This is a genomic window from Streptomyces sp. NPDC023838, from assembly GCF_040639555.1.
In the GTDB taxonomy this organism is placed as follows: domain Bacteria; phylum Actinomycetota; class Actinomycetes; order Streptomycetales; family Streptomycetaceae; genus Streptomyces.
On record NZ_JBFAAD010000023.1, the window covers coordinates 85681 to 110710 of the forward strand.

Below are 25030 nucleotides of genomic sequence, written 5' to 3' on the forward strand. Positions count from 1 at the left end.
GATGGGTTCAGCGGTGTTCGTTCGGCGGTGGTGCTCCAGGGCCGGCTGCGCGCGCGGCCCCGCGGCCCTTCACCGCCGTACGGCGGCGAGGTCGCCCCACAGGTGGGCGGTGGTCTCGACGCCCTTGAGGAGGAGGTCGACCTCGACCTTCTCGTTGGGCGCGTGCCAGCCGTCGGACGGGACGGAGATCCCCAGGAAGAGCACGGGTGCGCCGAGCACGTCCTGGAGGTCGGCGGCCGGGCCGGAGCCGCCCTCGCGGGTGAAACGGATCTTCTGGCCGAAGGCGCGGCCCATGGCCCGTACGACGGATTGCAGGGCCGGGTGGTCCAGCGGCGTCAGGCAGGGGCGGGTGCCCGCGCTGAAGGCGATCTCGTGCCGGATGCCGGCCGGGATCTGGGTGGCGACCCACTCCGTGACGAGCTTCTCGACCCGGTCCGGGTCCTGTCCGGCGACCAGCCGGAACGACAGCTTCACCATCGCCGACGAGGGGATGATCGTCTTGCCGCCGGGGCCCTGGTAGCCGCCGCCGATGCCGTTGACCTCGGCGGTCGGCCGGGCCCAGACGCGCTCCAGCGTCGAGTACCCGGCTTCGCCGTGGGCGGCGCGCGACTTGGCGGTACGCAGCCACTCGGCCTCGTCGAAGGGCAGCTCGGCGACGAGCTCGCGCTCGGCGTCCGTCAGTTCGGCGATGCCGTCGTAGAAGCCGGGCACGGCGACCCGCTCGTCGGCGTCGTGCAGCGCGGCGACCAGGCGGGCGGCGGCGGTGGCCGGGTTGGGCACGGCGCCGCCGAAGGAGCCGGAGTGGATGTCCTGGTCCGGTCCGTACAGCCGGATCTCGCACTCGGCGAGGCCGCGCATGCCCGTACACACCGTAGGTGTGGTCTGTGACCACATACCGGTGTCGGAGACGATCACGGCGTCGGCGGCGAAGCGGTCGGCGTGGGCTTCGACAAGGGCGCGGAAGTTCGGCGAACCGGACTCCTCCTCGCCCTCGACCAGGAGCTTGAGGTTGACGGCGGGCGCGGTGCGGCCGGTGGCGGCGAGGTGCGCCCGTACGCCCAGGGTGTGGAAGAACACCTGGCCCTTGTCGTCGGCCGCGCCCCGCCCGTACAGCCGCCCGTCGCGCAGCTCCGGTTCGAAGGGCTCGGTGTGCCAGCCGTCCTCGCGCGCGGCGGGCTGCACGTCGTGGTGGCCGTAGACGAGCACGGTGGGGGCGTCGGGGTCGCCGGAGGGCCACTCCGCGTAGACGGCAGGGGCGCCGGGGGTCGGCAGGACCTCGGTGACCGGGAAGCCGGTCTCCTTGAGCTTGGCGGCCAGCCACTCGGCGCTGCGCCGGACGTCGCCGTCGTGCTCGGGCTGGGCCGACACGGACGGGATCCGCAGCCACTGCGCGAGGTCGTCGAGGAAGGCGGCGCGGTGCTGCTCGATGTACGCGCGCACCGTGTCGTCGGCTGCGGTCTGGACGGCGCTGTCCGGGGTCTCGCTCATGCCATTGAGCCTATCCGGCCGGTGGTGGTGGCATGTTCGCCGGTGTCCCGGCCGGGCCTGGTGGGGGCACGTGAGCGGCTTCCTCGCGCGCGTGCCCGCGCTCGGCGCCGCCGGTGTTCCCTCCCCCGCTCTCCCCCAGCAGGATCCGCTCCAGCTCGGCGCGGCCCGGCAGGCGGGCGGGGCGGACGGTGTCCCCTGTACGTACGTACAGGAAGGCGGCCGTGACGGATTCCAGCGGGACGCCGTGCTGCTCGGCCCAGGCGAGGCGGTAGACGGCGAGCTGGAGCGGGTCGCCGGTGGCGCCGCGGCCGGTCTTCCAGTCGACGATCTCGTACGTGCCCGGCGTCTCGCCCGGGTACACCGCGTCGATACGGCCGCGGATCACCCGGCCCGCCAGCGTGAGCTGGACCGGCGCTTCGGTGCGGAGCGGGGTGCGCCGGGCGTACGGGGAGCGCTCGAACGCCTCCTTGAGGGCCGTCAGGTCGCGCTCGTCCGCGATGTCGGCGTCGCTCTCGTCGCCGCCGGGAAGCTCGTCGGGGCCGAGCATGGGCAGCGGCAGTTCCTCGAAGCGGGACTCCACCCAGGCGTGGAACCGGGTGCCGCGGCGGGCGGCGGGCTGTGGCGGCTTCGGCATCGGGCGGGCCAGCTCCTGGGCGAAGCCGTCCGGGTCGGCGGCGAGCCGCAGCAGGTCGGAGGCGGTGAGCGAGGCCGGTACCTGGACGTCGCGGCTGGTGGCCCTGGCGCGGCGGAGCTCGGTGGTGAGGGCCTCCAGATCGCGGTCCCAGGAGGCGATGGCCCGGCGCTCCTCGGGGGTGAGGACGCGCTGCTGCGGGAGGGGGGCGTCGGGGCGGGTGTGCTGGACGGGGACGTCGGGGCCGGGGCGGGGGGCCACGGGGGCGTCCACCGGCGCCGGGCGCTGGGTGGGGAGGGCGTCCCAGCCGTCCTCAAGGAAGGGGAGGTCATCGGGGTCGCCGAGGCCGCCGAAACCGTCCAGCGGCTCGTCCAGGGGGCCGTCCGGCGGTCCGTCCAGCAGTCCGTCCGGCGGTCCGTCCAGCGGGAAGGGGCCGCCCTCGTCGAAGGTTTCCTCGCCGAAGAGATCCTCGTCGAACGGGTCCTCGTAGAGCCCGTCCCCGTGGGACCCGTCTGCGTACGGGAAGTCCGCCTCCTCGCGCGCGTGGCGCGACGCCGTACGGGCGGAGCGCGCGTCCTCGCGCGCGTAGTGCGGCTCTTCGGCGTCGGCCGTGGCCTCCGCGTCCAGATACGCCAGGACCGTGTCCGCCGCCGCCCGTCGGCGGGCCAGCGACGTGGGGTCGAGCGGGAGCGGCCACGCGTGCGTGGCGGCCGACTCGCTCAGGGCCGGGTTCTCGGCGTCCTCGGCCGGCGCGTCGGCCCAGGCCTCGATCTCACCGTGGCCCGCCTCGCAGTGGGTGTACAGCGCGTGCAGGAACTCGGACGGGCCGCGCGGCTTCTTCTGGCTCGGGCCCCACCAGTGGCCCGAGCCGAGGAGGAGCGAGCGCGGGCGCGTGAACGTGACGTAACCCAGGCGCAGTTCCTCGGTGTGCTGGTGCTCCTTCAGCTCTTCCTTGAAGGCCTTGAGGCCCTTGGCGTCCCACTCCGGAGTGGCCGGGAGGGTCGGGGCGTCGCCGCGAAGGGCGTGCGGGAGGACCTTGGCCTGGGCCGTCCAGGCCTCCCGCGGCTGTGTGGAGGGGAAGGTTCCGTTGACCAGGCCGGGGACGGCGACGACGTCCCACTCAAGTCCTTTGGACTTGTGGGCGGTGAGCACCTTCACGGTGTTCTCGCCGCCCGGCAGGGCGTTGTCCAGGCCCTTCTCGTACTGGGCGGCGGTGCGCAGGAAGCCGAGGAAGGCCAGGAGCGAGGCCTCGCCGTCCAGGGCCGCGAACCCCGCCGCTATGTCCAGGAAGTTGGCGAGGGTCTCGCGGCGGCGGGCGGCCAGGGCGTGCGGCGAGGCCGAGAGCTCGACCTCCAGGCCGGTGGTGGTGAGCACGCGGTGGAGGAGGTCCATGAGCGGGTCGGCGAGCGAGCGGCGCAGATCGCGCAGCTCGGCGGCGAGCCGGGCGAAGCGGACCCGTGCCTCGGCGGAGAACGGCAGCGCGTCGTCCTCGCCGTCGCCCGCCTCCAGGAAGGTGTCGAGCGCGTCCGCGAGGGAGATCACCTCGGCCGGGTCGACGCCCTCCACGGCGTCTGCGAGCCGCTGGTCCGGGTCGTCGGACCCGGCCCTCTCGCGCCGTACGAGACGGCGGGCGCGGCGGCCGAGCAGGGCGAGGTCGCGGGGGCCGATGCGCCAGCGCGGGCCGGTCAGGACGCGGACGAGCGAGGCGTTGGCACCGGGATCCTGGAGGACTTCGCAGACCGCGACGAGGTCGGCGACCTCGGGCAGGTGCAGCAGCCCGGAGAGGCCGACGACCTCGACGGGGATGTCGCGCGCGACGAGTGCGCCCTGGATCTGCGGGAAGTCGCCCGCGGTCCGGCACAGGACGGCGATCTCACCGGGTTCCTTGCCGGTGCGGACGAGGTGCGCGAGGGAGTCCGCTAGCCAGTCGGTCTCCTCCTGGTGGGTGTCGAGCAGGGCGATGCGGACCGTGCCGTCGCGCTCGGCGCCGGGTGCGGGGCGCAGCGCCTCCACGCCCGCGTGCATCGCGCGCAGCGGCGCGGCCAGCGAGTTGGCGAGGTCGAGCAGCCGGCCGCCGCTGCGGCGGTTCTCGCTGAGGGAGTGGCGGGTGGCGGGGCGGCCGTCCGCGTACGGGAAGTGGCGCGGGAAGTCGTCGAGGTTGGCCACCGAGGCGCCGCGCCAGCCGTAGATGGCCTGGCAGGGGTCGCCGACGGCGGTCACGGCGTGCCCGGTGCCCTCGCCGAACAGGGCGGCGAGCAGCCGGCGCTGGGCGACCGAGGTGTCCTGGTACTCGTCGAGCAGCACGACGCGGAACTCGTCGCGCAGGATCCGGCCGACCTCGGGGCGGGTGAGGGCGAGCTCGGCGGAGAGCGCGATCTGGTCACCGAAGTCGAGCAGGTCACGGGATTTCTTGGCATCCCGGTAACGGACGGTGAGATCGAGGAGTTCCCGCCGTCCCTCGGCCGCTTCTGGCACCTTGCGCAGATCCGCGTTGCTGAGGCGGGCGCCCTCCAGCGCCCTGAGCAGCTCCCGGTCGTACGCCCGCAGCTCCTCCGGTCGTACGAGGTGCTCGGCGAGCTCCGCGTCGAGCGCCAGCAGGTCGCTGACGAGGGAGGCGAAGGACTTGGTCAGCGCGGGGTAGGGGCCGGGTGCCTCGCGCAGCACGCGGGCCGCGAGCTGGTAGCGGGTGGCGTCGGCGAGCAGCCGGGAGGTGGGTTCGAGACCTATCCGCAGGCCGTGATCGGTCAGGAGCTGTCCGGCGAAGGCGTGGTACGTCGAGATCCGGGGCTCGCCCGGCGGGTTGTCCGGATCGATCGCGTCCGGGTCGGTGATGCCGGCGCGGACCAGGGCCGTCCGGACCCGCTCGGCGAGCTCGCCCGCCGCCTTGTTGGTGAAGGTCAGGCCCAGGACCTGCTCGGGGGCGACCTGCCCGGTGCCGACCAGCCAGACCACCCGGGCCGCCATCACGGTGGTCTTCCCGGACCCGGCGCCGGCCACGACGACCTGCGGGGCGGGCGGGGCGGTGATGCACGCCGTCTGCTCCGGGGTGAACGGGATACCGAGGAGCTCCTTGAGCTCTTCGGGATCGCTGAGGAGGGGCACCCCAGAGAGGCTAACGGGGGCCACTGACAACCGTGGCCCCCGTCGAGGCCGGTGTGACGCTCCCCGCACCCCGGCTGGGGACGCGGATGAGGCTCCCGCGCGGCACCGCACCCGGGACGCGGGCGACGCTTCTCGCACTCCGCCCAGGACTCGGGCGATGGCTTCCCGCACCCCGCCCGGGACCGGTCGGCGGGGCGGCAGCCCCCTCGCCCTGCCCGCGCCGCGCCCCCGGCGCGCCCGACCGTCAGGCCTTCATCTCTCCGGGCCTTCCGGAGCCGGAGCCGGAGCCTGAGCCGGAGCCGGAGCCGGAGCCGGAGCCGGAACGCCGCCCGGCTACATGCCCAGCTTCTCCAGGTCCATGATCTGGTCGGCGGGCGGCGGAGTGATCGTCACGGGCTTGTCGTAGTCACCGAAGGTGACGGTGCCCGGCTCTTTGCCGCCCGTCTCGACGACCTTCAGGAGATGGGCCGGCCCCCGCTTGGCGACGTACATCGTGACGGCGGAGCCGTCGCTCTTCTTCTTGCCGACGAGCGTGACCGCCGGCACACCGGCGACGACGGTGTCGGCGCCCTTGGTCATCCCGGTGCGGTCGGCCTTGTCGTCGTCCATGCCCGCGACGAGCTCGGAGAGCACGCAGAACTGACCCATGTCGTCGTCCGACGACTTGTCGTGGCGCTTCGCGGACTTCGCCGGGGCGTCCGACGGGATCTTCATCCAGCGGCCCTTGAGGACCTCGACCATGGCGTCGGCCTCCTGCTTGGAGGTGCCGTCCTCCTTGGCCATGGCCCGGTAGAACTTCTCGTCGGCCTTCATGTAGTAGGCCTTGGCGTCGGCCTTGAGTATGTGGGCCTTGCCGCCCTTGACGGTCACGCTGCCGGAGCAGTGGCCCGCGCGGGTGACCGTGACCTCCAGGCTCATGTGCTCGCCGTCGGAGATCCCCGCACCCGCCACCTTGACGGTGTTCGCCGTCTTCGTGACGCCGACCGCCTTCTCGGCGATCGCGTCGGCGCTCATCCCCGCGAACGGGTCCGCGGGTGTCGCGGAGGCCGTCGCGGAGGGCTTCCTGGCCTCGGAAACCCCCTTGGCACTGTTGGCGTCTTCCTTGCCGCACCCAGCAAGCCCGGCGACAGCGGTCGTACCGACCACCGCGACGACCAGGGCGTTCCGTCTGACCCGCATGTGTCTCTCCTCACGACTGGTGAACCGGAGACATCGTGCGACTGGCGTGCCCCCGTCACTACAGCGGCTCTGCGCCCCAAAACGTCACTCCAGCACCTGCCGCCCCTCCGGCTGGGCCGAGCACGACGTACGGAAGGTGCAGTTGGTGCACTGCTGACCCGGGTTCGGGGTGAACTGCTCGTCCAGGACGCGGCCCGCGGCCGTGGCGAGGAGGTCGCCGACCCACTCCCCCGCCAGCGGCTCCTGCGCCTGCACCTTCGGGTACGCCTCGCCGCCCTCCTTCTTGGGGGCGGGCTGGCGCAGATGGACCAGCTCGGCGCCGCCGGACACGGGGCGCTCGCCCGCGAACGCCTCGTCGACCGCACCCCGCTCGACCGCCAGCTGATAGACCGCCAGCTGGGGATGCGCGGCCACCTCGCCCGCGGTGGGCGCCTGCTTGCCGGTCTTGAAGTCGACGACGTAGGCGCGGCCCGCCTCGTCCTGTTCCACCCGGTCCATGGACCCGCGGATGCGGACCTCGTACTCGCCCGCCTCCAGCGTCACGTCGAAGTCGTGCTCGGTGGCGACGGCGGTGCGGCCCGTACGGTCCAGCGTGTGCCAGCGCAGGAACCGCTCCAGCGCCACGCGCGCGTTGTTCTTCTCCTGGGCCGACTTCCAGGGCGCGTCGAAGGCCAGGGCGTCCCACACCGAGTCCAGCCGTTCCATCAGCACGGCCAGATCGGCGGCCGTACGCCCGGAGGCGACCTCGTCCGCCAGTACGTGCACCACGTTGCCGAAGCCCTGCGCGGCGGTCGCGGGGGCGTCGGCCTTCACCTCGCGGCCCAGGAACCACTGCAGCGCGCAGGTGTTGGCGAGCTGGTCGAGCGCGCTCCCGGAGAGCACGACCGGGTGATCGCGGTCGCGCAGGGGAACCGCCGAGCGCGTCGGCTCGTTCAACCCCCACCAGCGGTACGGGTGAGCCGCGGGGACGAGCGGCTGGCCCTCGTCGTCGGTGAGGGCGGCGAGGCGGGCGAGGCGGCGGGCGGCGGCGTCCCGCAGCGCCTCGGACGCCTCCGGGTCGACAGTGGTGGCGCGCAGCTCCGCCACCAGCGCGGCGACGGCCAGCGGGCGGCGGGGCCTGCCGGTGACGTCCTTCGGTTCCTCGCCGAGCTCGGTGAGGAAGCGGGAGGGCTGGTCGCCGTCGTCGGCCGGGGCCTTGACGGCGGTCACGACGAGACGGTCGCGCGCGCGGGTGGCGGCGACGTAGAAGAGGCGGCGCTCCTCGGCCAGGAGAGCGCCGGGGGTGAGCGGTTCGGCGAGGCCGTCGCGGCCGATGCGGTCGGCCTCCAGGAGCGAGCCGCGGCGGCGCAGGTCGGGCCAGAGGCCCTCCTGCACGCCCGCGACGACGACCAGGCCCCACTCCAGCCCCTTGGAGCGGTGGGCGGTCATGAGGCGTACGGCGTCGGGGCGCACCGCGCGGCGGGTGAGGGTGTCGGCGGCGATGTCCTGCGCGTCGACCTCCTCCAGGAAGTTGAGGGCGCCCCGGCCGCCGGTGCGCTCCTCGGCGCGCGCCGCGGTGTCGAACAGCGCGCACACCGCGTCCAGGTCGCGGTCGGCGTTGCGTCCGGCCGTACCGCCGCGCAGCGCGGCCCGTTCCAGGCGCTGGGGCCAGGGGGTGCCGCTCCACAGCTCCCACAGGGCTTCGGCCGCGGTGCCGCCGCCCTCCAGGAGCTCGCGGGCCTTGCGCAGCAGCGCGCTCAGGCGCTGGGCGCCCCGGGCGTACGCCGGGTCGTGCGCGACGAGCCGCTCGGGCTCGGCGAGCACGCGCGCGAGGAGGACGTCGGAGGGCGCCGGCACGCGGTTGCCCGCGGCCCGCTCCTCGTCGCGCAGGGCGCGGCCGAGGCGGCGGATGTCGGCGCTGTCCATGCCGCCGAGGGGCGACGTGAGCAGTTCGAGGGCGGTTTCGGGGTCGAGCCAGGGGGGTGGGGCGTCATCGGCCGCGCGGCCGTGAGCGGCAGGACCGCCCTCCTTGCCGTCGTCGGCCGCACTACCGTCGGGGGCAGCACCCCCCTCACCGTCATCGGCCGCGCCGCCCTCAGCCGCAGGACTGTTCTCACCGTCATCGGCCGCGCCGTCGGCGGAAGCGCCCTCCTCGCCGGCGTCGGCCGCGCGGGCACTCTCCTCGCCGTCAGTGGGGGCGCCCGCCGCCACGACGCCGTCGGCTGCCGCTCCGGGCCCCTCCTCGCCCTCCTCCGCCGGGCCCCGCAGCGCCGCCGTCGCCACCGCCCGCAGGGCCGTCAGCAGGGGCGTCACCGCGGGCTCGTGGCGCAGCGGGATGTCCGTGCCGTCCACCTCCACCGGAACGCCCGCCGACGTCAGGGCGCGGCGCAGGGCAGGCAGGGCGCGGGCGCCCGCGCGGGTCAGGACCGCCATGTCGTGCCACGGAACGCCCTCTTCCAGATGGGCGCGCCGAACGATGTCCGCGATGTTCTCCAGCTCCGTTGAGGCGGTCGGGTAGGTGTACGCCTCCACGCGCCCACCCGCGCGTACCGCCGCCAGCTCGCGGTGGGCCCGTACCTTCTCGTACGGCAGGCGCGGCATCGGCATCCGCCGGGTCAGCAGTCGGGTCGCGGCGAGGAGCTTCTCGCCCGAGCGGCGGGACGTCGTCAGCACCTCGACCGGCGCCGGAGTGCCGTCAACGCGCCGGAACGTGTCCGGAAAGTCGAGGATCCCGTTGACGTCGGCGCCCCGGAACGCGTAGATCGACTGGTCCGGGTCGCCGAAGGCGACCAGCGTGCGGCCACCGCCCGCGAGGGCCCGCAGCAGGCGGACCTGGGCCGGGTCGGTGTCCTGGTACTCGTCCACGAACACGGCGTCGTACGCATCGGCCAGAGCGGGCCCGTACGACCGGGCGGAGGAGGAGACGTGGGACGACGTGCCGGAGTGCGGGCCGCGCTCGGCGAGCAGCACCGCCCGGTGGACCAGTTCCGCGTAGTCCAGTACGCCCTGGAGGTCGAGGACATCGAGATATTCGGCCAAGAACGCCGCCGCCGCACGCCAGTCGGGGCGGCCGGTGCGCCGGGCGAAGGCGGCCAGCGCGTCCGGTGCCAGGCCCAGTTCGCGGCTGCGGGCGAGCACCGCGCGCACCTCGTCGGCGAAGCCGCGCGTGGTCAGACAGGCGCGCAGTTCGTCGGGCCAGCGGACGTGGGCGAGCCCCTCGCGCTCCAGGCCGAGCTGACCGGCCAGCAGATCGCGCACGGCCACGTCCTGCTCGGGGCCGGACAGCAGCCGCAGCGGCTCGGCGAACAGGTCGGCGTCCTGGTGGGCGCGGACCAGGGCGTAGCAGTAGGAGTGGAAGGTGGTGGCCTGCGGGCCCCGGGTGCCGCCCAGGCGCAGCGCCATCCGGTCGCGGAGCTCCACCGCGGCCTTGCGGCTGAAGGTGAGGACGAGGATGCGCTCGGGGTCGGTCCCGGCGGCCACCCTGGCCGCGACCGCCTCGACGAGCGTCGTGGTCTTGCCGGTGCCCGGTCCGGCGAGGACGAGCAGCGGCCCCTGGCCATGGTCAACCACCGCCCGCTGACGTGCGTCCAGCAAAGGGGGGGCCACCGGGCTCAACGGGGTACGTACCAGTCGGTACGCGCCGGCGGACCGCCGTCGTACCTGGGGGTACGTCGTACGCCCGGTGAAGGAGGAGGAGCTCACGTGGATCGCCGGTCCTGGTGGGTGTGCTGGTGATGGGGGTACGGAAGGGGGCCGTGCCGACTGTCGACGGTACGCCGAAGCGCGCCCGGCACGCAGCGAGTCATCCGTACGGTCCTGCGGCCGCCCCCGGTGACGCCCCATGGCCGAAGCTGTCAGATATGAGCCGCTCCGCCGCCGACCTCGTGCTTCGCGCCCGCCGACCGCGCGGCGCCCGCTATCTCTCCGGCGCGCGCGGACCGGCTCCCCGCGCCCTCGCCGCCCTGCGCACCGCCGCCCCAGCGCGCCCTGCGCATGTCCAGGCGCGGCAGATGTCCCTCGGCCGAGCGGCTCGCCTCACGCAGGGGCGTGGACTCCTCCCGGTAGTGACCGAGGGCGCGCAGCTCGTGGCCCGGCAGCAGTGCGCCGTCCGCGCGCACCACGCGCCACCAGGGCGCGGCGCCGCCGTACAGCGCCATGACGCGGCCGACCTGGCGGGGGCCGCCCTCGCCGAGCCATTCGGCGACGTCCCCGTACGTCATCACCCGGCCGGGCGGGATCTGCTCGGCGACGTCCAGCACCCTTTCGGCATACTCCGGGAGTTCCGGCAGCTCATCGCTCACCCTGTCCATCCTGCCGTACGCCACCGACAGTCGACCGGGGAGCAGGCTCCCGCTGACCGCGCGCACTATGGCCCTAGGGCGCGTATCGCACGGAGTACGCCCTCTCGACGCACCCTGATGCCCCCCTGGGGGGCCTGGTCATGCCACCATCATGCGGGCGGTGACCGGTGATACGAGAGCACGAAGACCAGAGCGAAGACCAGACCGGCGAGACAGCGGACCAGACGGCGAAGGAGCGGGGCGTGCAGCCACCCGAAGCGGCGGCCGGCAGCACCCCGGAGACGGGGGCGCGGTCCGACGTACCCGCTTCCGGCGCGAAGGCCGCGTCCGGCCCGTCGGCCGCGTCCGGGGCCCCGTCCGGCTCCTCCGCGCCCGGCGCCAGGACCTCCTCCGTGACCCCGTCCGGCGCCACGGCCACCTCCGCGCTGCGCGGGGCGGAGAAGGAGGCCGGGTCCGGTTTCGAGGCCTGTGAGGGCTCGGGCGCCATCGAGCGCGTCTCCGTGGACGAACCCCTGCTCCCCGCGCGCGTGCACCGCCCCTCCGACCTCGTGCGGCTGATCAGCGGCGTGCTGGCCATCGCGATCGTGCTCACCATCGCCGCGATCGCCCACCACACCACGTCCGGCCTGGAGCAGGACATCAGCAAGGGCTCGGACCAGGCCCCGGACGTACTGATCCGGCTGGCCGGTCTGGTCTCCTCCATCGCCGTGCTGATCCTGCCGGTCGCCTTCGCCATCGAGCGGCTGATCAAACGTGATGGACTGCGCATCGCGGACGGTGTGCTCGCGGCCGTGCTCGCCCACGGCGCGGCCCTCGCCACCGATCTCTGGGTGGCCAAGTCGGCGCCCGAGTCGATCACCAGCGCGCTCACCCAGCAGTCCGGGTCGGGCGGTCTCACCGACCCCGTGCACGGCTATCTCGCCCCGGTCATCGCCTATATGACGGCCGTCGGCATGGCCCGCAGACCACGCTGGCGGGTCGCTCTGTGGGCGGTCCTGCTGCTCAACTCCTTCGCCGTGCTCGTCGGGGGCCAGACGACCGCCTTCTCGATCCTCGTCACGGTCCTGCTCGGCTGGACGGTCGCCTACGGAACGCTGTACGCGGTGGGGTCGCCCAATGTCCGGCCCACCGGGCAGACCCTCCTCGCCGGACTGCGGAACGTCGGTTTCCGGCCACTCACCGCCATGCGCGCCGAGGACGTCCCGGACTCCATGGAGCAGGGCGACCGGGGCCGCCGCTACTTCGTGACCCTGGAGGACGCGCCGCCGCTCGATGTGACCGTCGTCGACCGCGAACAGCAGGCCCAGGGCTTCTTCTACCGGGTCTGGCGGCGGCTGACCCTGCGCTCCATCACCACCCGCCGCTCCATCCAGTCGCTGCGCCAGGCGCTGGAGTCGGAGGCGCTGCTCGCGTACGCGGCGATCGCCGCCGGGGCGCACGCGCCCAAGCTGATCGCCACCTCCGAGCTCGGGCCGGACGCCGTGATGCTCGTGTACGAGCACACCGGCGGGCGCTCCCTGGACTCGCTGGACGACGAGGAGATCACCGACGAGCTGATGCGCAGCGCCTGGCGGCAGGTGCGCGCGCTGCAGTCGCGGCGCATCGCCCACCGCCGGCTCGCGGGGGACGCGATCCTGGTGGATCGTTCCGGCACGGTCATCCTCACGGATCTGCGCGGCGGCGAGATCGCGGCCGGCGATGTGGTGCTGCGCATGGACATCGCGCAGCTCCTGGTCACCCTCGGGCTGCGGGTCGGCGCCGAGCGCGCGGTGGCCGCCGCCGTGGAGGTGCTCGGCCCGGACACCGTGGCCGACAGCCTGCCGCTGCTCCAGCCGATCGCCCTGACCCGCTCCACGCGCGCGACGCTGCGCCGTCTGGCGCGCGAGCAGGCGCAGCGCGAGCGCGAGGCCGTCATCGAGGCCTCGCTCGCGGCAAAGGAGGCGCGGGCCGCCGAGGCGGCGGAGGCCAGACAGCGCGACGCCGAGGCGCCGAGCGCTCCTGAGCAGCCGTCGGCCGCCGGGGACGAGCGCAAGGCCGTACGGGCCGAGAACAAGGCGGTGCGCGCCGAGAAGAAGGCCGAGAAGGAGGCCATCGACGAGGCACTGGAGAACGCGCGCGAGGACGATCTGCTCACCCAGATCCGCGCCCAGGTGCTGCTGATCCGCCCGCAGGCCCCGGTCGAGCCGGTGCGCCTGGAGCGCATCAAGGTGAAGACCCTGCTGACCTTCGTGGCCGGTGCCATCGCCGCGTACTACCTGCTGGTGCAGATCACCCACATCAAGTTCGGCGATCTCGTCGCGAACGCGCAGTGGGGCTGGGTGGCGGCGGCCGTGCTCTTCTCCGCCCTCTCCTACCCGGCGGCGGCGGCGAGCCTGCTGGGCTTCGTCCCCGAGAAGGTGCCGTTCTGGCGGGCCGTGATCGCGCAGGTCGCGGGCTCGTTCGTGAAGCTGGTCGCCCCGGCGGCGGTCGGTGGTGTCGCCCTGAACACCCGATTCCTGCAGCGTGCGGGGGTGCGCCCCGGCCTCGCGGTGGCGAGTGTGGGCGCCTCACAGCTCTTCGGGCTCGCCTCCCACATCTCGCTGCTGCTGGTCTTCGGCTATGTGACAGGCACCGAGAAGACGCCGGACCTCTCGCCGTCCCGGACCGTGATCGCGGGTCTGCTGACGGCCGCGGTGCTGATCCTGGTGGTCACCGCCATCCCCTTCCTGAGGAAGTTCGTCGTCACCCGGGTCCGGTCGCTGTTCGCCGGAGTGGTGCCGCGCATGCTGGACGTGCTCCAGCGGCCGCAGAAGCTGCTCACCGGCATCGGCGGGATACTGCTGATCACCGGCACCTTCGTGATGTGTCTGGACGCCTCCATCCGGGCCTTCGGCTCCGGCGACAACACCCTCAGCTACGCGAGCGTCGCGGTGGTCTTCCTCACCGCCAACGCGCTGGGGTCGGCCGCCCCCACGCCGGGCGGTGTCGGCGCGGTCGAGCTGGCCCTCTCCACGGCCCTGACCATCGCGGGCCTGCCGGCCGAGACGGCGGCCTCCGCCGTGCTGCTCTACCGGCTGCTCACCTTCTGGCTGCCGGTGCTGCCGGGGTGGCTGTGCTTCAACTACCTGACGCGCAGGGGCGAACTCTGACGGGCCCGCACAGAGGCTCCGGCCACCCGCATGGCCTGCGGTTTCGCGCGGGCCCCGGCTGCCGGGCCCACGATGGGGGCATGGAGAACCCCGTCGCCCAGAACTCCGCCGCCCTGCGTGCCGCCTCTCTCGCCACCGTCACCGCCGCCCTGCTGCTCACCGCCACCGGGTGCTCCGACAGCGGGACCAAGGAGTCGTCCCCGGCCAAGGCGTCGGCGCTCGCCTCCCAGAAGCTGAACTGGAAGAAGTGCGGCGCCCCCTCCCAGGCGGAGGGCAGCGGGGACACGCCCTCGCCACCGCCCGGCGGGGGCGAGTGGAAGTGCGCCACCATGCGCGTGCCCCTCGACTACGACAAGCCCGACGCCGGGTCGGTGGAGCTCGCGCTCATCCGGGCCGAGGCCCGCGACAAGGACAGGCGCATCGGGTCGCTGATCTTCAACTTCGGCGGCCCCGGCGGCTCCGGGGTGAGCACCCTGCCCGCCGTCGCGGGCGACTACGACAAGCTCAGGGCCCGCTACGACCTGGTGAGCTTCGACCCGCGCGGGGTCGGCTCCAGCGCACCCGTGCAGTGTGAGAGCGACAGCCAGCTCGACCGCTACTTCGCGCAGGACTTCACGCCGGACGACGCGGCCGAGGAGAAGTCCCTCACTGACCACATGAAGGCGTTCGCGGCGACCTGCCAGTCCAACTCGGGGCGGGTCCTGCCCCATGTCGGCACCGCCGGCGCCGCGCGCGACATGGACCTGATGCGCCAGGTGCTCGGCGACGACAAGCTGTACTACTTCGGGATCTCCTACGGGACCGAACTGGGCGGGGTGTACGCCCACTTGTTCCCCAAGAACGTCGGCCGGGCCGTCTTCGACGCCGTCGTCGACCCCACCAGCACCGCCGAGCAGGGCGCGCTCGGGCAGGCCAAGGGCTTCCAGCTCGCCCTCGACAACTTCGCCCAGGACTGTGTGGACCGGGGCGACAAGTGCCAGCTGGCCGGATCGGACGTGAAGGAGGTCGAGGCCGGCATCGTCAAGCTCCTCGCCGAACTCGACAAGCAGCCCATCCCCGGCAGCGGCACCCGCATGCTGACGCAGACCGAGGCGACCAACGGCATCGCCCAGGCCCTCTACTCCAAGGAGTACTGGCAGCTCCTGGAGCGGGGCGTGGACGAGGCGGAGGGCGGGAACGGCGCCCTCCTCCTCGCCCTGTCCGACGCGATGAACGGCCGGGCCAAGGACGGCACGTACAGCAACATCCAGGCGGCCAACACCGCCATCAACTGTGCTGATTTCAAGGACCGTTACTCACTGGACCAAACGAAGGCCAAGCTGCCCGAGTTCCGCAAGGCGTCCCCCGTCTTCGGCGACTTCCTCGGCTGGGGCATGGTGAGCTGCGCCGCCTGGCCCGTGCCCGGCCAGTGGAGCACTCCCGAGGTGAGCGCGCCGGGCGCGGCGCCGATCGTGGTCGTCGGCAACACCGGCGACCCGGCCACGCCGTACGAGGGCGCCAAGCACATGGCGGAGAAGCTCGGGGCGGGCGTCGGGGTGGAGCTGACGTACAAGGGGCAGGGGCACGGCGCGTACAACAGCGGCAGCAAGTGCGTGCAGGACGCGGTGAACACCTATCTGCTGGACGGCAAGGCGCCGGCGGCCGGGACGGTCTGCCAGTAGCCCGGGCGGGGGCCGGGCAGGGGGCAGGCGGGGGGGGCGGGCTGGGTTCGCACCCCCGCCGACCTGGGCCGGAAGCCGGTGCCGGGCGGGCTCTCGGGGCGTTGTCAGTGGGGCCGCCTACGATGACTGGACTTGATTCACTCGGCGCGTGGGGGGCGTCCATGAACAGTCTTGTACGGGTACGGGCAGGAGCGCTGGCCGCCGTCGCCGTGATCGCGGCCGGGCTGCTCGCGGGCTGCGACTCCGGCGGGAAGGCTTCGGGCGCCACCGCCCCGCCGAAGAGCACGGCCTCCGCCGCGCCCACGGCCGGCACGGACGACAAGGCCCGGGCGCTCCCGGCCGCGCTCACCGGGCAGCGGCCGCGCTGGAGTTCGTGCAAAAGCCCGGGATGGCAGTGCGCCGAGGTCAAGGTGCCGCTGGACTACGCGAAACCGGCCGGTGACACCATCTCCGTCGCGCTCGTGCGCAAGCAGGCGCGCGACAAGGACAAGCGGATCGGCTCGCTGCTCTTCAACTTCGGCGGCCCCGGCGGCTCGGGCGTGGAGATCCTGCCGCGGGCCGCGAACACCTTCCGCTCCCTCAACTCGCGCTATGACCTGGTCGGTTTCGACCCGCGCGGCGTCGCCAGGAGCTCCGGCGTGGTGTGCCGCGACGACAAGGAACAGGCGGACGCCGAGCGGCGGATCGACGCCACTCCGGACACCCCGGCCGAGGAAGCGGCCTTCCTCAAGGACGGGGCCGACTTCGGCGCGGGCTGCGCGCGCCGCTCCGGGAAGGTCCTGCCGTATGTGGGGACGAGCAACGCGGCCCGGGACATGGACCTGCTCCGCCAGGTCCTCGGCGACGCGAAGCTCAACTACTTCGGAATCTCCTACGGAACCGAACTGGGCGGCACCTACGCCCACTTGTTCCCGCACCAGGTGGGGCGGACCGTGCTGGACGCGGTGGTCGACCCGACCGCCGACGCGGTGGGCCACGCGCGGAACCAGGCCACCGGCTTCCAGCGGGCCCTCGACGACTACCTGAAGTCGACCGGCCAGGACCCGAAGGCGGGCACCGAGCGGATCGCGGGGCTCCTGTCGCGGCTCGACGAGCGACCGCTGCCCACGTCGGGCGGGCGCGAGCTCAACCAGAGCCTCGCACTGACCGGCATCGTCATGCCGCTGTACTCGAAGGAGAGCTGGCCCTACCTCACCCAGGCACTCGCGGAGGTCCAGGAGCGCGGCACCGGCAACCTGCTGCTCGCGATGGCCGACTCGTACAGCGACCGCTCCAGGAGCGGGCATTACGGGACGCAGAGCCACTCGCAGCGGGCGATCTCCTGCGACGACAGCACAGCGCGGCCGACCGCCGCGCAGGCGCGGGCGCTGGTGCCGGAATTCCGGCGAATATCCCCCGTCTTCGGGGAGTTCCTGGCCTGGGACACGGCCGGGTGGTGTGCGAACTGGCCGGTGCCGGGCGAGCGGGACGTGCCGGAGGCGAGTGCCCCGGGTGCGGGTCCGGTCCTGGTGGTGGGCACCACCGGCGACCCGGCGACCCCGTACGAGGGCGCGAAGAAGATGGCGGACAAGCTGGGCGCGGGCGTGGGGGTGCTGCTGACCAACAAGGGCGAGGGCCATGGCGCGTACACCGCGGGCAACACCTGTGTGATGCGGACCGTCGACGCGTATCTGCTGGAGGGCAAGGTCCCGGTGAACGGGACCGTCTGCCAGTCCTAGCGGACCGGGCACGGCCGGGCTCCGGTCCGGCCGGGCGGCCGTCAGGCCCGGGCGCGCTCGAGGGTGCGCAGGATCAGCCACTGGTCGCCCCAGGCCATCGCCATGCCCAGCACCGCCATCACGACGCCGACGACGAGGCTGCCGCTCGCCGCGCCCATCGCGAGGCCGGCGAAGCTCAGGCCGAAGCGGACCACGAAGCGGAGGCCGAGCAGGCCGAGGGCCAGCATGCGGGTGCGCTTGTTCTTCCAGAGCGCCCTCATGTAGCGCATCCGGGCCCTGAGCACGGTGAGCGTGAGGGCGATGTTCAGGGCGGCCACGAGGGGGATCAGCCAGTAGACCACCGGGTACGCGCGGGCGATGTCGAAGACCCCGGCGAAGCAACCGACCAGCGGGAAGTACCAGTTGGGCAGGCCCTTGATCTCCGGCTGCGCGGTGGTGCCGGCCTGCGCCTCGGTCTGCGTCCCGGCAGCCTCGGTTCCCGCCGTGCGGACCTGGTTCTCGATTGCCACCGTGGTCATCACAGTGCCCCCTTCGCGCGTGCTCTCTCGCTGATCTCGCTGACAAGAAAGAGCTTCGCTCAGGGGGCACCGAACGCGGCAGAGATGACCGTCCTGGGTCCCGCAGGACAAATGTCCTACGGGACGTTCCTTACAGAAGGATCAGTGGACGGACCGGCGGACCGGTCAGTAGACGGGCTTCTCCGGCTCGATCTGGTGGACCCAGCCGATCACGCCGCCGCCGACGTGGACCGCGTCCGCGAAGCCCGCGGACTTCAGGACCGCGAGCACCTCGGCCGAGCGGACGCCCGTCTTGCAGTGCAGCACGATGCGCTTGTCCTGCGGCAGGTCCTGGAGGGCGTTGCCCATCAGGAACTCGTTCTTCGGGATCAGCTTGGCGCCCGGGATGGAGACGATCTCGTACTCGTTCGGCTCGCGGACGTCGATGATCTCGATCTTCTCGTCGGCGTCGATCCACTCCTTGAGCTGCTTGGGAGTGATGGTCGAGCCGAGCGCCGCCTCCTGGGCCTCCTCGGAGACGACGCCGCAGAAGGCCTCGTAGTCGATGAGCTCGGTGACGGTTGGGTTCTCACCGCAGATCGCGCAGTTCGGGTCCTTGCGGACCTTCACCTGGCGGTACTGCATCTCCAGGGCGTCGTAGATCATCAGTCGGCCGACCAGCGGCTCGCCGACGCCCGCGAGGACCTTGATCGCCTCGGTGACCTGGATGGAGCCGATGGACGCGCAGAGCACGCCCAGGACGCCGCCCTCGGCGCAGGAGGGGACCATGCCCGGCGGCGGGGGCTCCGGGTAGAGGCAGCGGTAGCAGGGACCGTACTCGGACCAGAAGACCGAGGCCTGGCCGTCGAACCGGTAGATCGAGCCCCACACGTACGGCTTGTTGAGCAGCACGCACGCGTCGTTGACGAGGTACCGGGTGGCGAAGTTGTCCGTGCCGTCGACGATCAGGTCGTACTGGCTGAAGATGTCCATCACGTTCTCGGCTTCGAGCCGCTCTTCGTGCAGGACCACGTTCACGTACGGGTTGATCCCCAGCACCGAGTCCTTGGCGGACTCGGCCTTGGAACGGCCGATGTCGGCCTGGCTGTGGATGATCTGGCGCTGCAGGTTCGACTCGTCGACCTCGTCGAACTCGACGATGCCGAGCGTGCCGACACCGGCGGCGGCCAGGTACATCAGGGCCGGCGAGCCGAGGCCGCCGGCGCCCACACAGAGCACCTTGGCGTTCTTCAGCCGCTTCTGCCCGTCCATCCCGACATCGGGAATGATCAGGTGGCGCGAGTACCTGCGGACCTCGTCTACGGTGAGCTCGGCAGCCGGCTCTACCAAGGGTGGCAGCGACACGGAAACTCCGTCGGTCGGTATGTCAGTACGGTTGTTCTTCCGGTAACACTGCCACGCCACTTCTCATTCCGAGATACCCGGTCCGATACGCGAGACGATTTCGTCCCAGTAGCCGGGCAGTGTCTCGAATGGGTTCATTTGTCCCCCGCTGTCGCCCCGGTCGGTGAAGTAGATCGTGCCCGCGCCCTGCCAGCGGGCGATCCGCAGGGCCTCGTCGAGGTGGGTGCGGGGCACTCCGTGGACGAAGTGGCAGAAGCGCTCCGCCGGGTGGTCGGCGGTCCACTCGGCCGCTTGCGACCACCGGTACTCGCTCCACGGTCCGGTGAAGGTGACCAGTTGGTCGGCGCTCTCCGCGTAGCCCGGGTACGGGTGGACGCCCTGGCCGAGCACCAGGTGGGCGCCCTCGCGCAGGGCCCGCAGGGCCGAGACCGTGCGCCGCACCTCGGGCAGTGCGTCCCGGTCCGTGGGACAGCGGTCCAGCAGGAAGCCGTCGACGCGGTACCAGTCGAGGAACCGGTGCGCGTCGGAGATCCGCTCCCCGAAGGGGCGGGTCCCGTACGCCGTGTCGAGGTGGCCCAGGACGCGGATGCCCGCGTTGCGCAGCTTCCCGGCGGCCTCCAGGCAGTGCGGGTCGGGCCTGCTGCCCGGGCCGTCGGCAACGTTCAGGACCGCCCAGTGCAGCGGGGTGCCGGGGCGGGTCAGCTCGGCCCACTCGACCGGGGCGACCAGGGGGTGCGCGCAGCCGGGGACACCGAACCCGAGCCGTCCCGAGGTCGCCGCGCGCGGGGCGCCGGTGGTGGTCAGATGCGGCACGCCGCCTCCATCCAGATGTCGGCCAGCGACTCCTCCAGGTTGATGCGGGGCCGCCAGCCGAGCCGGTCGCGCGCGGTGCGGACGTCGGCCTGCTGCCAGCTGCCGCAGCCGTCGGGGTACGGGGCCGGGGGCGCCGCCGCCAGGTGCTCCAGGACGGCGTCGGCGGACGGGCGGGGGGCGCCGATGACGCCTGGCCGCAGGCCGGGTCCGGCGTCCAGCTCGTGCAGCGCGCCGCCGTACCCGGCGACCCGGGCGAGGACGGCGGCCGCGTCGCGCAGCTTCACCGAGCGGCCGGTCCCGATGTTGACGACGCCCTGGGCGGCCGAGAGGGAGGCGGCGTGCACGGCGCGGGCCACGTCGCGGACGTCCACGAAGTCGCGCTGCACTCCGAGCCCGGCGAGCTTGAGTTCCCCGTCGCCGGACTGCATGGCGCGGCGCATCGCCTCGGCGAGGCGGCCGAGTGGGGATCCGGCGGGGGTGCCGGGCCCGACCGGCGAGAAGACCCGCAGCACGATGGCGTCGAGGCCGGAGCCGAGGACCAGCTCCGTCCCGGCGAGCTTGCTCACGCCGTACGGGCCGCCGGGGCGCGGCACGGCGTCCTCGGCGGTGGACGATCCCGGCTGGGAGGGGCCGTACTCGGAGGCGCAGCCGAGCTGCACGAGGCGGGCCCCGCAGCCGCTGCGGCGCAGGGCTTCGCAGACGGTGGCGACGGCGACGGTGTTGTGCCGCGTCAGTTCGCGGGCGCCGCCGCGGGTGGCGCCCGCGCAGTTGATCACGACCCCGGGGTGGACGGCGTCCAGGAAGCGGGTGAGGGCTCCCGGGCTGCCGGAGGCGAGGTCGAACCGGACGTCGGCGTCGTCGCCGCGCCCGAGCGCGGTGAGCTGGACGGCCGGGTCGGCGAGCAGGCGGTCGGCGACGAAACGGCCCAGATATCCGTTGGCACCGAGCAGTAGCACCCTCATCGCACGGCCTTTCCGTGCGGTCGGCAGGAGGCCGGGGGCAGGGCGGTCATGTGTCTCGTTCTCCTTCGGGCATCAGTGCGCGTCAATGCGTGTAGTGCTGTTCGGGGGTGGATGGGCGTGCGGAGTGGGCCGAGGCGCGGGCGAGGACCGCGGTGGCCCTGGCCAGCAGAGCGAGGGCGGCGGCGCCGCAGACGGCCGCCGGGACGGCTCCCGCGCCGCCCGCCTCGACGGCGGCGGTCACCGGGCGGGCGAGGACGCCGCAGCCCGGCAGCCGGCCGGCGAGCACCAGGGCGAGGGCGGCCGCCTCGGCGCAGGCGGCCGCCCGCAGTCCGGCGGTGGCGACCGGTGCGAAGCCGTGCAGGGCGAGCAGCCGCGCCAGGAAGAGCAGCGCGCCGGGTGCGATGGCGGACGCGAACGAGCCGTGTCCGTAAGCGAATCGGCCGGTCAGCAGGACGGCGGCGAGGACGGCCAGGAACAGGGCGACCGTGCCGAGCAGGAGGGGACGGGAGCGGCCGGTGAACTCCTCCAGGCCACGGCTGGTGGCGAGGCCGCGCCGGGCGCGTACGGCGAAGAGGCGGGCGCACCAGGTGGCGGGGGCGACGGCCAGGGTGAGGCCGACGGCGGCCGCCGGGTCGGCGGCCCAGCCGTCGGAGCCGCCGGGCCCGCCGTCCGGGCCGCCCGTGACCAGCGCGTCCAGCAGGCCGTCGCCCGCGACGGCGTACGCGGCGAGCCAGAGCGCCCACGGCAGCCCGGCGCCACGGCCGGTCCGCAGGGGTCCGCGCCGGACGGCGTACGCGAGGGCGGCGCCGACGGCCGCGGCCCCGGCGGCGATCACGGCGAGCCGTGCCCCGCCCACGGTGAGCCGGGCCGCCGTCACGGTGAGGGCGCACAGCGCGCCGGGCAGCAGCGCGCGCAGCACCCGGAACGGCCGCCCGGCGGGCTGGGGTGCGGGTCCCAGGTCGTGGCGCGGCGGTTCGGTGCCGCGCGGCACGCGCGCGTAGAGCTCCTCGGCGAGCGAGAACACGTCCCGGTGCCGGAAGCGGGCGGCGGTCCGGTCGGTCACCCCGTGCGCTTCGAGCCCGGCGGCGATCTCCAGCGGATCGACGGCCCGCTCGCACAGGTCCCGGTGCCGGTGCATGAGCGCCTTGACGGGGTCGGCGGGGCCGCGCCGGGGGCGGGGGCGGGGGGCCGCCGTTGGGGGTTGGCCGGGGGCCGCGGGCCTCCGGGCGGTGGGGAGGTCCGCGTCGTCGACGGCGTCGTCTTGGGTGGGGGCCTCGTCCTCGATGGCTTCGTCCTGGGTCGGGTCCGCGTCCTCGGTGGCTTCGTCCTGGGTGGGGTCCGCGTCCTCGGTGGCTTCGTCCTGGGTGGGGTCCGCGTCCTCGGTGAGAGCCTCGCCCTTGGCGGGAGCCTCGCCCTCGGTGGGCTCTTGGACGGTGACGGGCTCCTGGGACGCCGCGGAATCACGAGGCGCCCCGGGCTGCGGGTCCTCCTGGGGTGCCGGGGCCTCCCAGGGGGAACCGGTCGCCGGGTGGGCGGAGTTCGCGGTAGCGGACTCCGGACGCGCCTCGCTCGCCGTCCCTCTCGCACTCCCCTGCGGGGAGGACGGGTTGACCCTCGGGATCGGCAGGCGCTGGCCTCGTACGCCCGTGGGGCGCTTGGGGATCGGGTCGGTCAGCAGGGCCTCCGAGCGGATGTCCCAGGCGCCCGAGCTCTCGGGGGCGCGCGGGATGTCGTTGTCGGCGGGGCCGCCCGTCGGCCGGGTCGTCGGGGGGCGGGTCATCGGGTCGCCTCCTCGGCGTGGGCGGAGCCGGAGCGGCCGGTACCGGGCGGGCCGATCGGGTCCGAGGGGAGCGGGGCCGGGTGTCCGGACGCGGTACGGGAGGGGGCGGAGTGGCCAGTGGTGCGGTGGCCGGGCTCAGTAGGAGCGCCGGGGTCGGCACTCGGCGCCCCGGCTCGGTCCGGGCCCACGCCCCGGCCGGTCGCGCCGCCCCAGCCCGTACGCCGCGAGCCATCGCCGCGCGCACCCGCGTCCGCCCAGCTCGGGGCGTGACCGGCGGCCGTGGACGGGGCGGCCAGCGCCGCCCAGCTGCCCAGGACGTGGGCCTCCGCCGGGCGGGAGAAGGGCACCGGGTCGCCACTCTCGTCCACGGTCTCGCGGTGCACCGGGCAGTGGGACATCAGCTCCAGGTAAATGCCGTGAAATGCCGCGAGGTTCTGCTCGACGGTGAAGAGTTCGAGCGCGCGGGCGCGGGCGGCGGCGCCGAGTCGTTCGCGGCGTTCGGGGTCGCGCAGCAGCGCCACGCACGCGTCGGCCAGAGCGCGGGGGTTGCGCGGCGGCACCACCAGCCCCGTACCGCCGATGACCTCGACCACCGCGCCCGCGTCCGTCGAGACCGTGGCCCGGCCGCAGAACATCGCCTCGACCAGGCTGACCGGGAAGCCCTCCACGACGCTGGAGAGCACGACGACGCTGCCGCAGGCGTACGCGTCGGCCAGCTCCGGCGCGCCCGGCCCGCCGATCTCCTCGAAGGAGACCGGGTTGTCCCCGACCGCGTGCGCGTCCACCGCTTCGTCGGGGAAGAGCTGGGCCGCGAGGGCGCGGCAGTGGGAGAGGTACGCGGCGGCCTCCGGCGACAGGGGGGAGGCGGGAGCGCCGAATCCTTGGGCTCCGCCGAATCCGTATCCCCGGGCGTTCCCGTATCCGTGGGCGCTGCCGTATCCATGGGCGCCGCCATCTCCGTGGGCGCCGCCATCTCCGTGGGCGCCGCCGAATGCCTGGGCACCGCCGTGGCCGGAGCCGCCCGCGTGTCCCTGGACGAACCCGTAATCCGAACCCGGCCCGGCCGCATGGCCCGCGCCGCCGACCCCGTACGCCGATGCGGCACCGTACGCCGATCCGGCACCGTACGCCGATCCGGCACCGTAAGACGATCCCGCTCCGTACCCCGAACCGGCCGCGCGGCCCGACCCCGGCCCGAAGCCGTAGTCCGGCCCGAAGCCGTAGTCCGGCCCGGCCGCGCTGATCCCGTGGCCCGTCCCCTCATACCCCGCAGCGCCCCGGACGCCCGCACCGAAGCCGTGGCGACCACCACCGCCACCGCCACGGCCGCCCAAACCCGTCCCGCCGGACCCGGCCGAACCGAATCCGGCCGAACCGAATCCGGGCGAGCCGAACCCGGCCGAGCCGGCCCCACCGCCGAAACCCAAACCTAAACCGGCACCGGCACCGTCGAAGAACCCCGGCGCAGCCCCACCGCGCCCCCCGCCCGGCGCGTCGCCGTACGGAGCCGGCCCCATCCCGTGGGACTGCGTGCCTGGGGCGGCGCCGGACGCCTGGCCCGTGTAGAAGATGCGCAGCCGCGCGTCCGGTTCCGCGCGGCGGACCTCCGCGAAGGCGTGCAGCAGGGCGATGAGGTCCTTGGTCGGGTCGATGCGGCCGACCCAGACCAGCGTGGTGGGGTCGCCCCCGCCCGGGTCCTCGCCCACCGCCTGGAAGCGGTCGGCGGCCATGCCCGGGTACACCGTGCGCAGCTTGGCGCGGTCGGCGCCGCACTTCTCCTGCCAGCGGCGAGTGTGGGTGTTGCCGGGGGTGATGAGGGCGGCCCGCTCGTACACCTCGGCGGCGAGCCGCTGGTGGAAGGCGGCCATCAGCGCCCGCACCGGGACCCGCGCGTCGCCCGCCGCGAGGTACTGCGCGCGCAGCTGCACCCCGTACTCGGTGACCAGCAGCGGAACCCCGAAGAAGCGTTGGGCCAGCAGACCCGGGAGGGCGGCCGAGCCGCCTCCGGCCGCATGGCAGAGGTCGACGTCGCCGAGGCCCGCCGCGTCGTACCAGTCGAGCGAGAGGGGGCGCAGGGCGCGCTCCAGGAGATCGGCGAAGGCCAGGTAGTCGGGGACGCGCGCGGCCTGCACCGCGCGGCTCGCGCCGGGGGTGCGGCAGGCGGCCTCCAGGACGCGCACGGCCGTCTCGGAGCGCAGGGCGGCGGACAACCCGCCGCAATCCCGGGCGAGTTCGGCCAGCCCGTACAGCGCCTCCGCGAACCGCGACGACCCACCCGTGAACGACCCGCCCGCCGCACCGGCACCAGCACCAGCACCAGCACCAGCACCAGCACCAACCACCGTTGGCCCACCCGAGGCACCGGCAGCCGCACCGACCACCGACGCCCCACCCGCGCCACCGGCACCGGCACCGGCACCGCCACC

Annotated in this window: 13 protein-coding genes and 1 pseudogene; 3 read left to right on the plus strand and 11 right to left on the minus strand. The window is 73.9% G+C overall.

What is annotated here, in order from left to right; genetic code table 11:
* Positions 1 to 69: 69 nt before the first annotated feature.
* From AB0G17_RS25465 to AB0G17_RS25485, 5 genes are all read right to left on the minus strand, one after another.
* Positions 70 to 1488, minus strand: coding sequence for a dipeptidase (locus AB0G17_RS25465; RefSeq protein ID WP_361387154.1), 1419 nt, complete (start codon positions 1486 to 1488; stop codon positions 70 to 72).
* Positions 1489 to 1498: 10 nt separating this feature from the next.
* Positions 1499 to 5221, minus strand: coding sequence for a UvrD-helicase domain-containing protein (locus AB0G17_RS25470; RefSeq protein WP_361387157.1), 3723 nt, complete (start codon positions 5219 to 5221; stop codon positions 1499 to 1501).
* 333 nt (positions 5222 to 5554) lie between these two features.
* On the minus strand, positions 5555 to 6400 hold the full coding sequence (locus AB0G17_RS25475; protein WP_361387159.1) for a hypothetical protein: 846 nt from the start codon (positions 6398 to 6400) through the stop codon (positions 5555 to 5557).
* A gap of 84 nt (positions 6401 to 6484) precedes the next feature.
* A complete protein-coding gene (locus AB0G17_RS25480) occupies positions 6485 to 10081 on the minus strand; it encodes an ATP-dependent DNA helicase (protein ID WP_361387162.1) in 3597 nt (1198 codons plus the stop codon).
* Positions 10082 to 10233: 152 nt separating this feature from the next.
* Positions 10234 to 10680, minus strand: coding sequence for an MGMT family protein (locus AB0G17_RS25485; protein ID WP_361387165.1), 447 nt, complete (start codon positions 10678 to 10680; stop codon positions 10234 to 10236).
* A gap of 242 nt (positions 10681 to 10922) precedes the next feature.
* On the opposite strand from AB0G17_RS25485, the gene AB0G17_RS25490 reads away from it, so the two are divergent.
* From AB0G17_RS25490 to AB0G17_RS25500, 3 genes are all read left to right on the plus strand, one after another.
* Positions 10923 to 13808, plus strand: coding sequence for a lysylphosphatidylglycerol synthase domain-containing protein (locus AB0G17_RS25490; RefSeq protein WP_361387168.1), 2886 nt, complete (start codon positions 10923 to 10925; stop codon positions 13806 to 13808).
* Positions 13809 to 13888: 80 nt separating this feature from the next.
* On the plus strand, positions 13889 to 15469 hold the full coding sequence (locus tag AB0G17_RS25495; protein ID WP_361387171.1) for an alpha/beta hydrolase: 1581 nt from the start codon (positions 13889 to 13891) through the stop codon (positions 15467 to 15469).
* A 161-nt stretch (positions 15470 to 15630) separates the two neighbouring features.
* Positions 15631 to 17187, plus strand: coding sequence for an alpha/beta hydrolase (locus AB0G17_RS25500; protein WP_361387174.1), 1557 nt, complete (start codon positions 15631 to 15633; stop codon positions 17185 to 17187).
* Between the two features lie 41 nt (positions 17188 to 17228).
* Here AB0G17_RS25500 and AB0G17_RS25505 read toward each other — a convergent pair whose 3' ends face one another.
* The 6 genes and pseudogenes from AB0G17_RS25505 to AB0G17_RS25530 form a co-directional block, all read right to left on the minus strand.
* Positions 17229 to 17705: a hypothetical protein gene (locus AB0G17_RS25505; protein ID WP_361387177.1), complete on the minus strand. Its 477-nt coding sequence runs from the start codon at positions 17703 to 17705 to the stop codon at positions 17229 to 17231.
* Positions 17706 to 17870: 165 nt separating this feature from the next.
* Positions 17871 to 19049 carry an adenylyltransferase/sulfurtransferase MoeZ gene (gene moeZ / locus AB0G17_RS25510; RefSeq protein WP_361387180.1) on the minus strand — a complete coding sequence of 393 codons (1179 nt, stop codon included), beginning with the start codon at positions 19047 to 19049 and terminating at the stop codon, positions 17871 to 17873.
* 63 nt (positions 19050 to 19112) lie between these two features.
* Entirely contained in the window at positions 19113 to 19862 is a 750-nt protein-coding gene (locus AB0G17_RS25515; RefSeq protein ID WP_361387183.1) for a spherulation-specific family 4 protein, read from the minus strand.
* Positions 19850 to 20824, minus strand: coding sequence for an NAD-dependent epimerase/dehydratase (locus AB0G17_RS25520; protein ID WP_361387186.1), 975 nt, complete (start codon positions 20822 to 20824; stop codon positions 19850 to 19852). Before AB0G17_RS25520 ends, AB0G17_RS25515 begins: the two co-directional genes overlap by 13 nt.
* Positions 20825 to 20906: 82 nt before the next feature.
* On the minus strand, positions 20907 to 22604 hold the full coding sequence (locus tag AB0G17_RS25525; RefSeq protein WP_361387189.1) for a hypothetical protein: 1698 nt from the start codon (positions 22602 to 22604) through the stop codon (positions 20907 to 20909).
* Positions 22601 to 24853 (minus strand): annotated as a pseudogene (locus tag AB0G17_RS25530) (glycosyltransferase); the annotation flags it as partial. The pseudogene AB0G17_RS25530 and the gene AB0G17_RS25525, both read right to left, overlap by 4 nt.
* Positions 24854 to 25030 lie beyond the last annotated feature (177 nt).

What these genes read in the sequence shown, in the direction of transcription:
- AB0G17_RS25465 (WP_361387154.1), bottom strand. Translation starts at nt 1,488, where the DNA reads ATGAGCGAGACCCCGGACAGCGCCGTCCAGACCGCAGCCGACGACACG.
- AB0G17_RS25475 (WP_361387159.1), bottom strand. Translation starts at nt 6,400, where the DNA reads ATGCGGGTCAGACGGAACGCCCTGGTCGTCGCGGTGGTCGGTACGACC.
- AB0G17_RS25495 (WP_361387171.1), top strand. Translation starts at nt 13,889, where the DNA reads ATGGAGAACCCCGTCGCCCAGAACTCCGCCGCCCTGCGTGCCGCCTCT.
- AB0G17_RS25500 (WP_361387174.1), top strand. Translation starts at nt 15,631, where the DNA reads ATGAACAGTCTTGTACGGGTACGGGCAGGAGCGCTGGCCGCCGTCGCC.
- AB0G17_RS25505 (WP_361387177.1), bottom strand. Translation starts at nt 17,705, where the DNA reads ATGACCACGGTGGCAATCGAGAACCAGGTCCGCACGGCGGGAACCGAG.
- AB0G17_RS25520 (WP_361387186.1), bottom strand. Translation starts at nt 20,824, where the DNA reads ATGAGGGTGCTACTGCTCGGTGCCAACGGATATCTGGGCCGTTTCGTC.
- AB0G17_RS25525 (WP_361387189.1), bottom strand. Translation starts at nt 22,604, where the DNA reads ATGACCCGCCCCCCGACGACCCGGCCGACGGGCGGCCCCGCCGACAAC.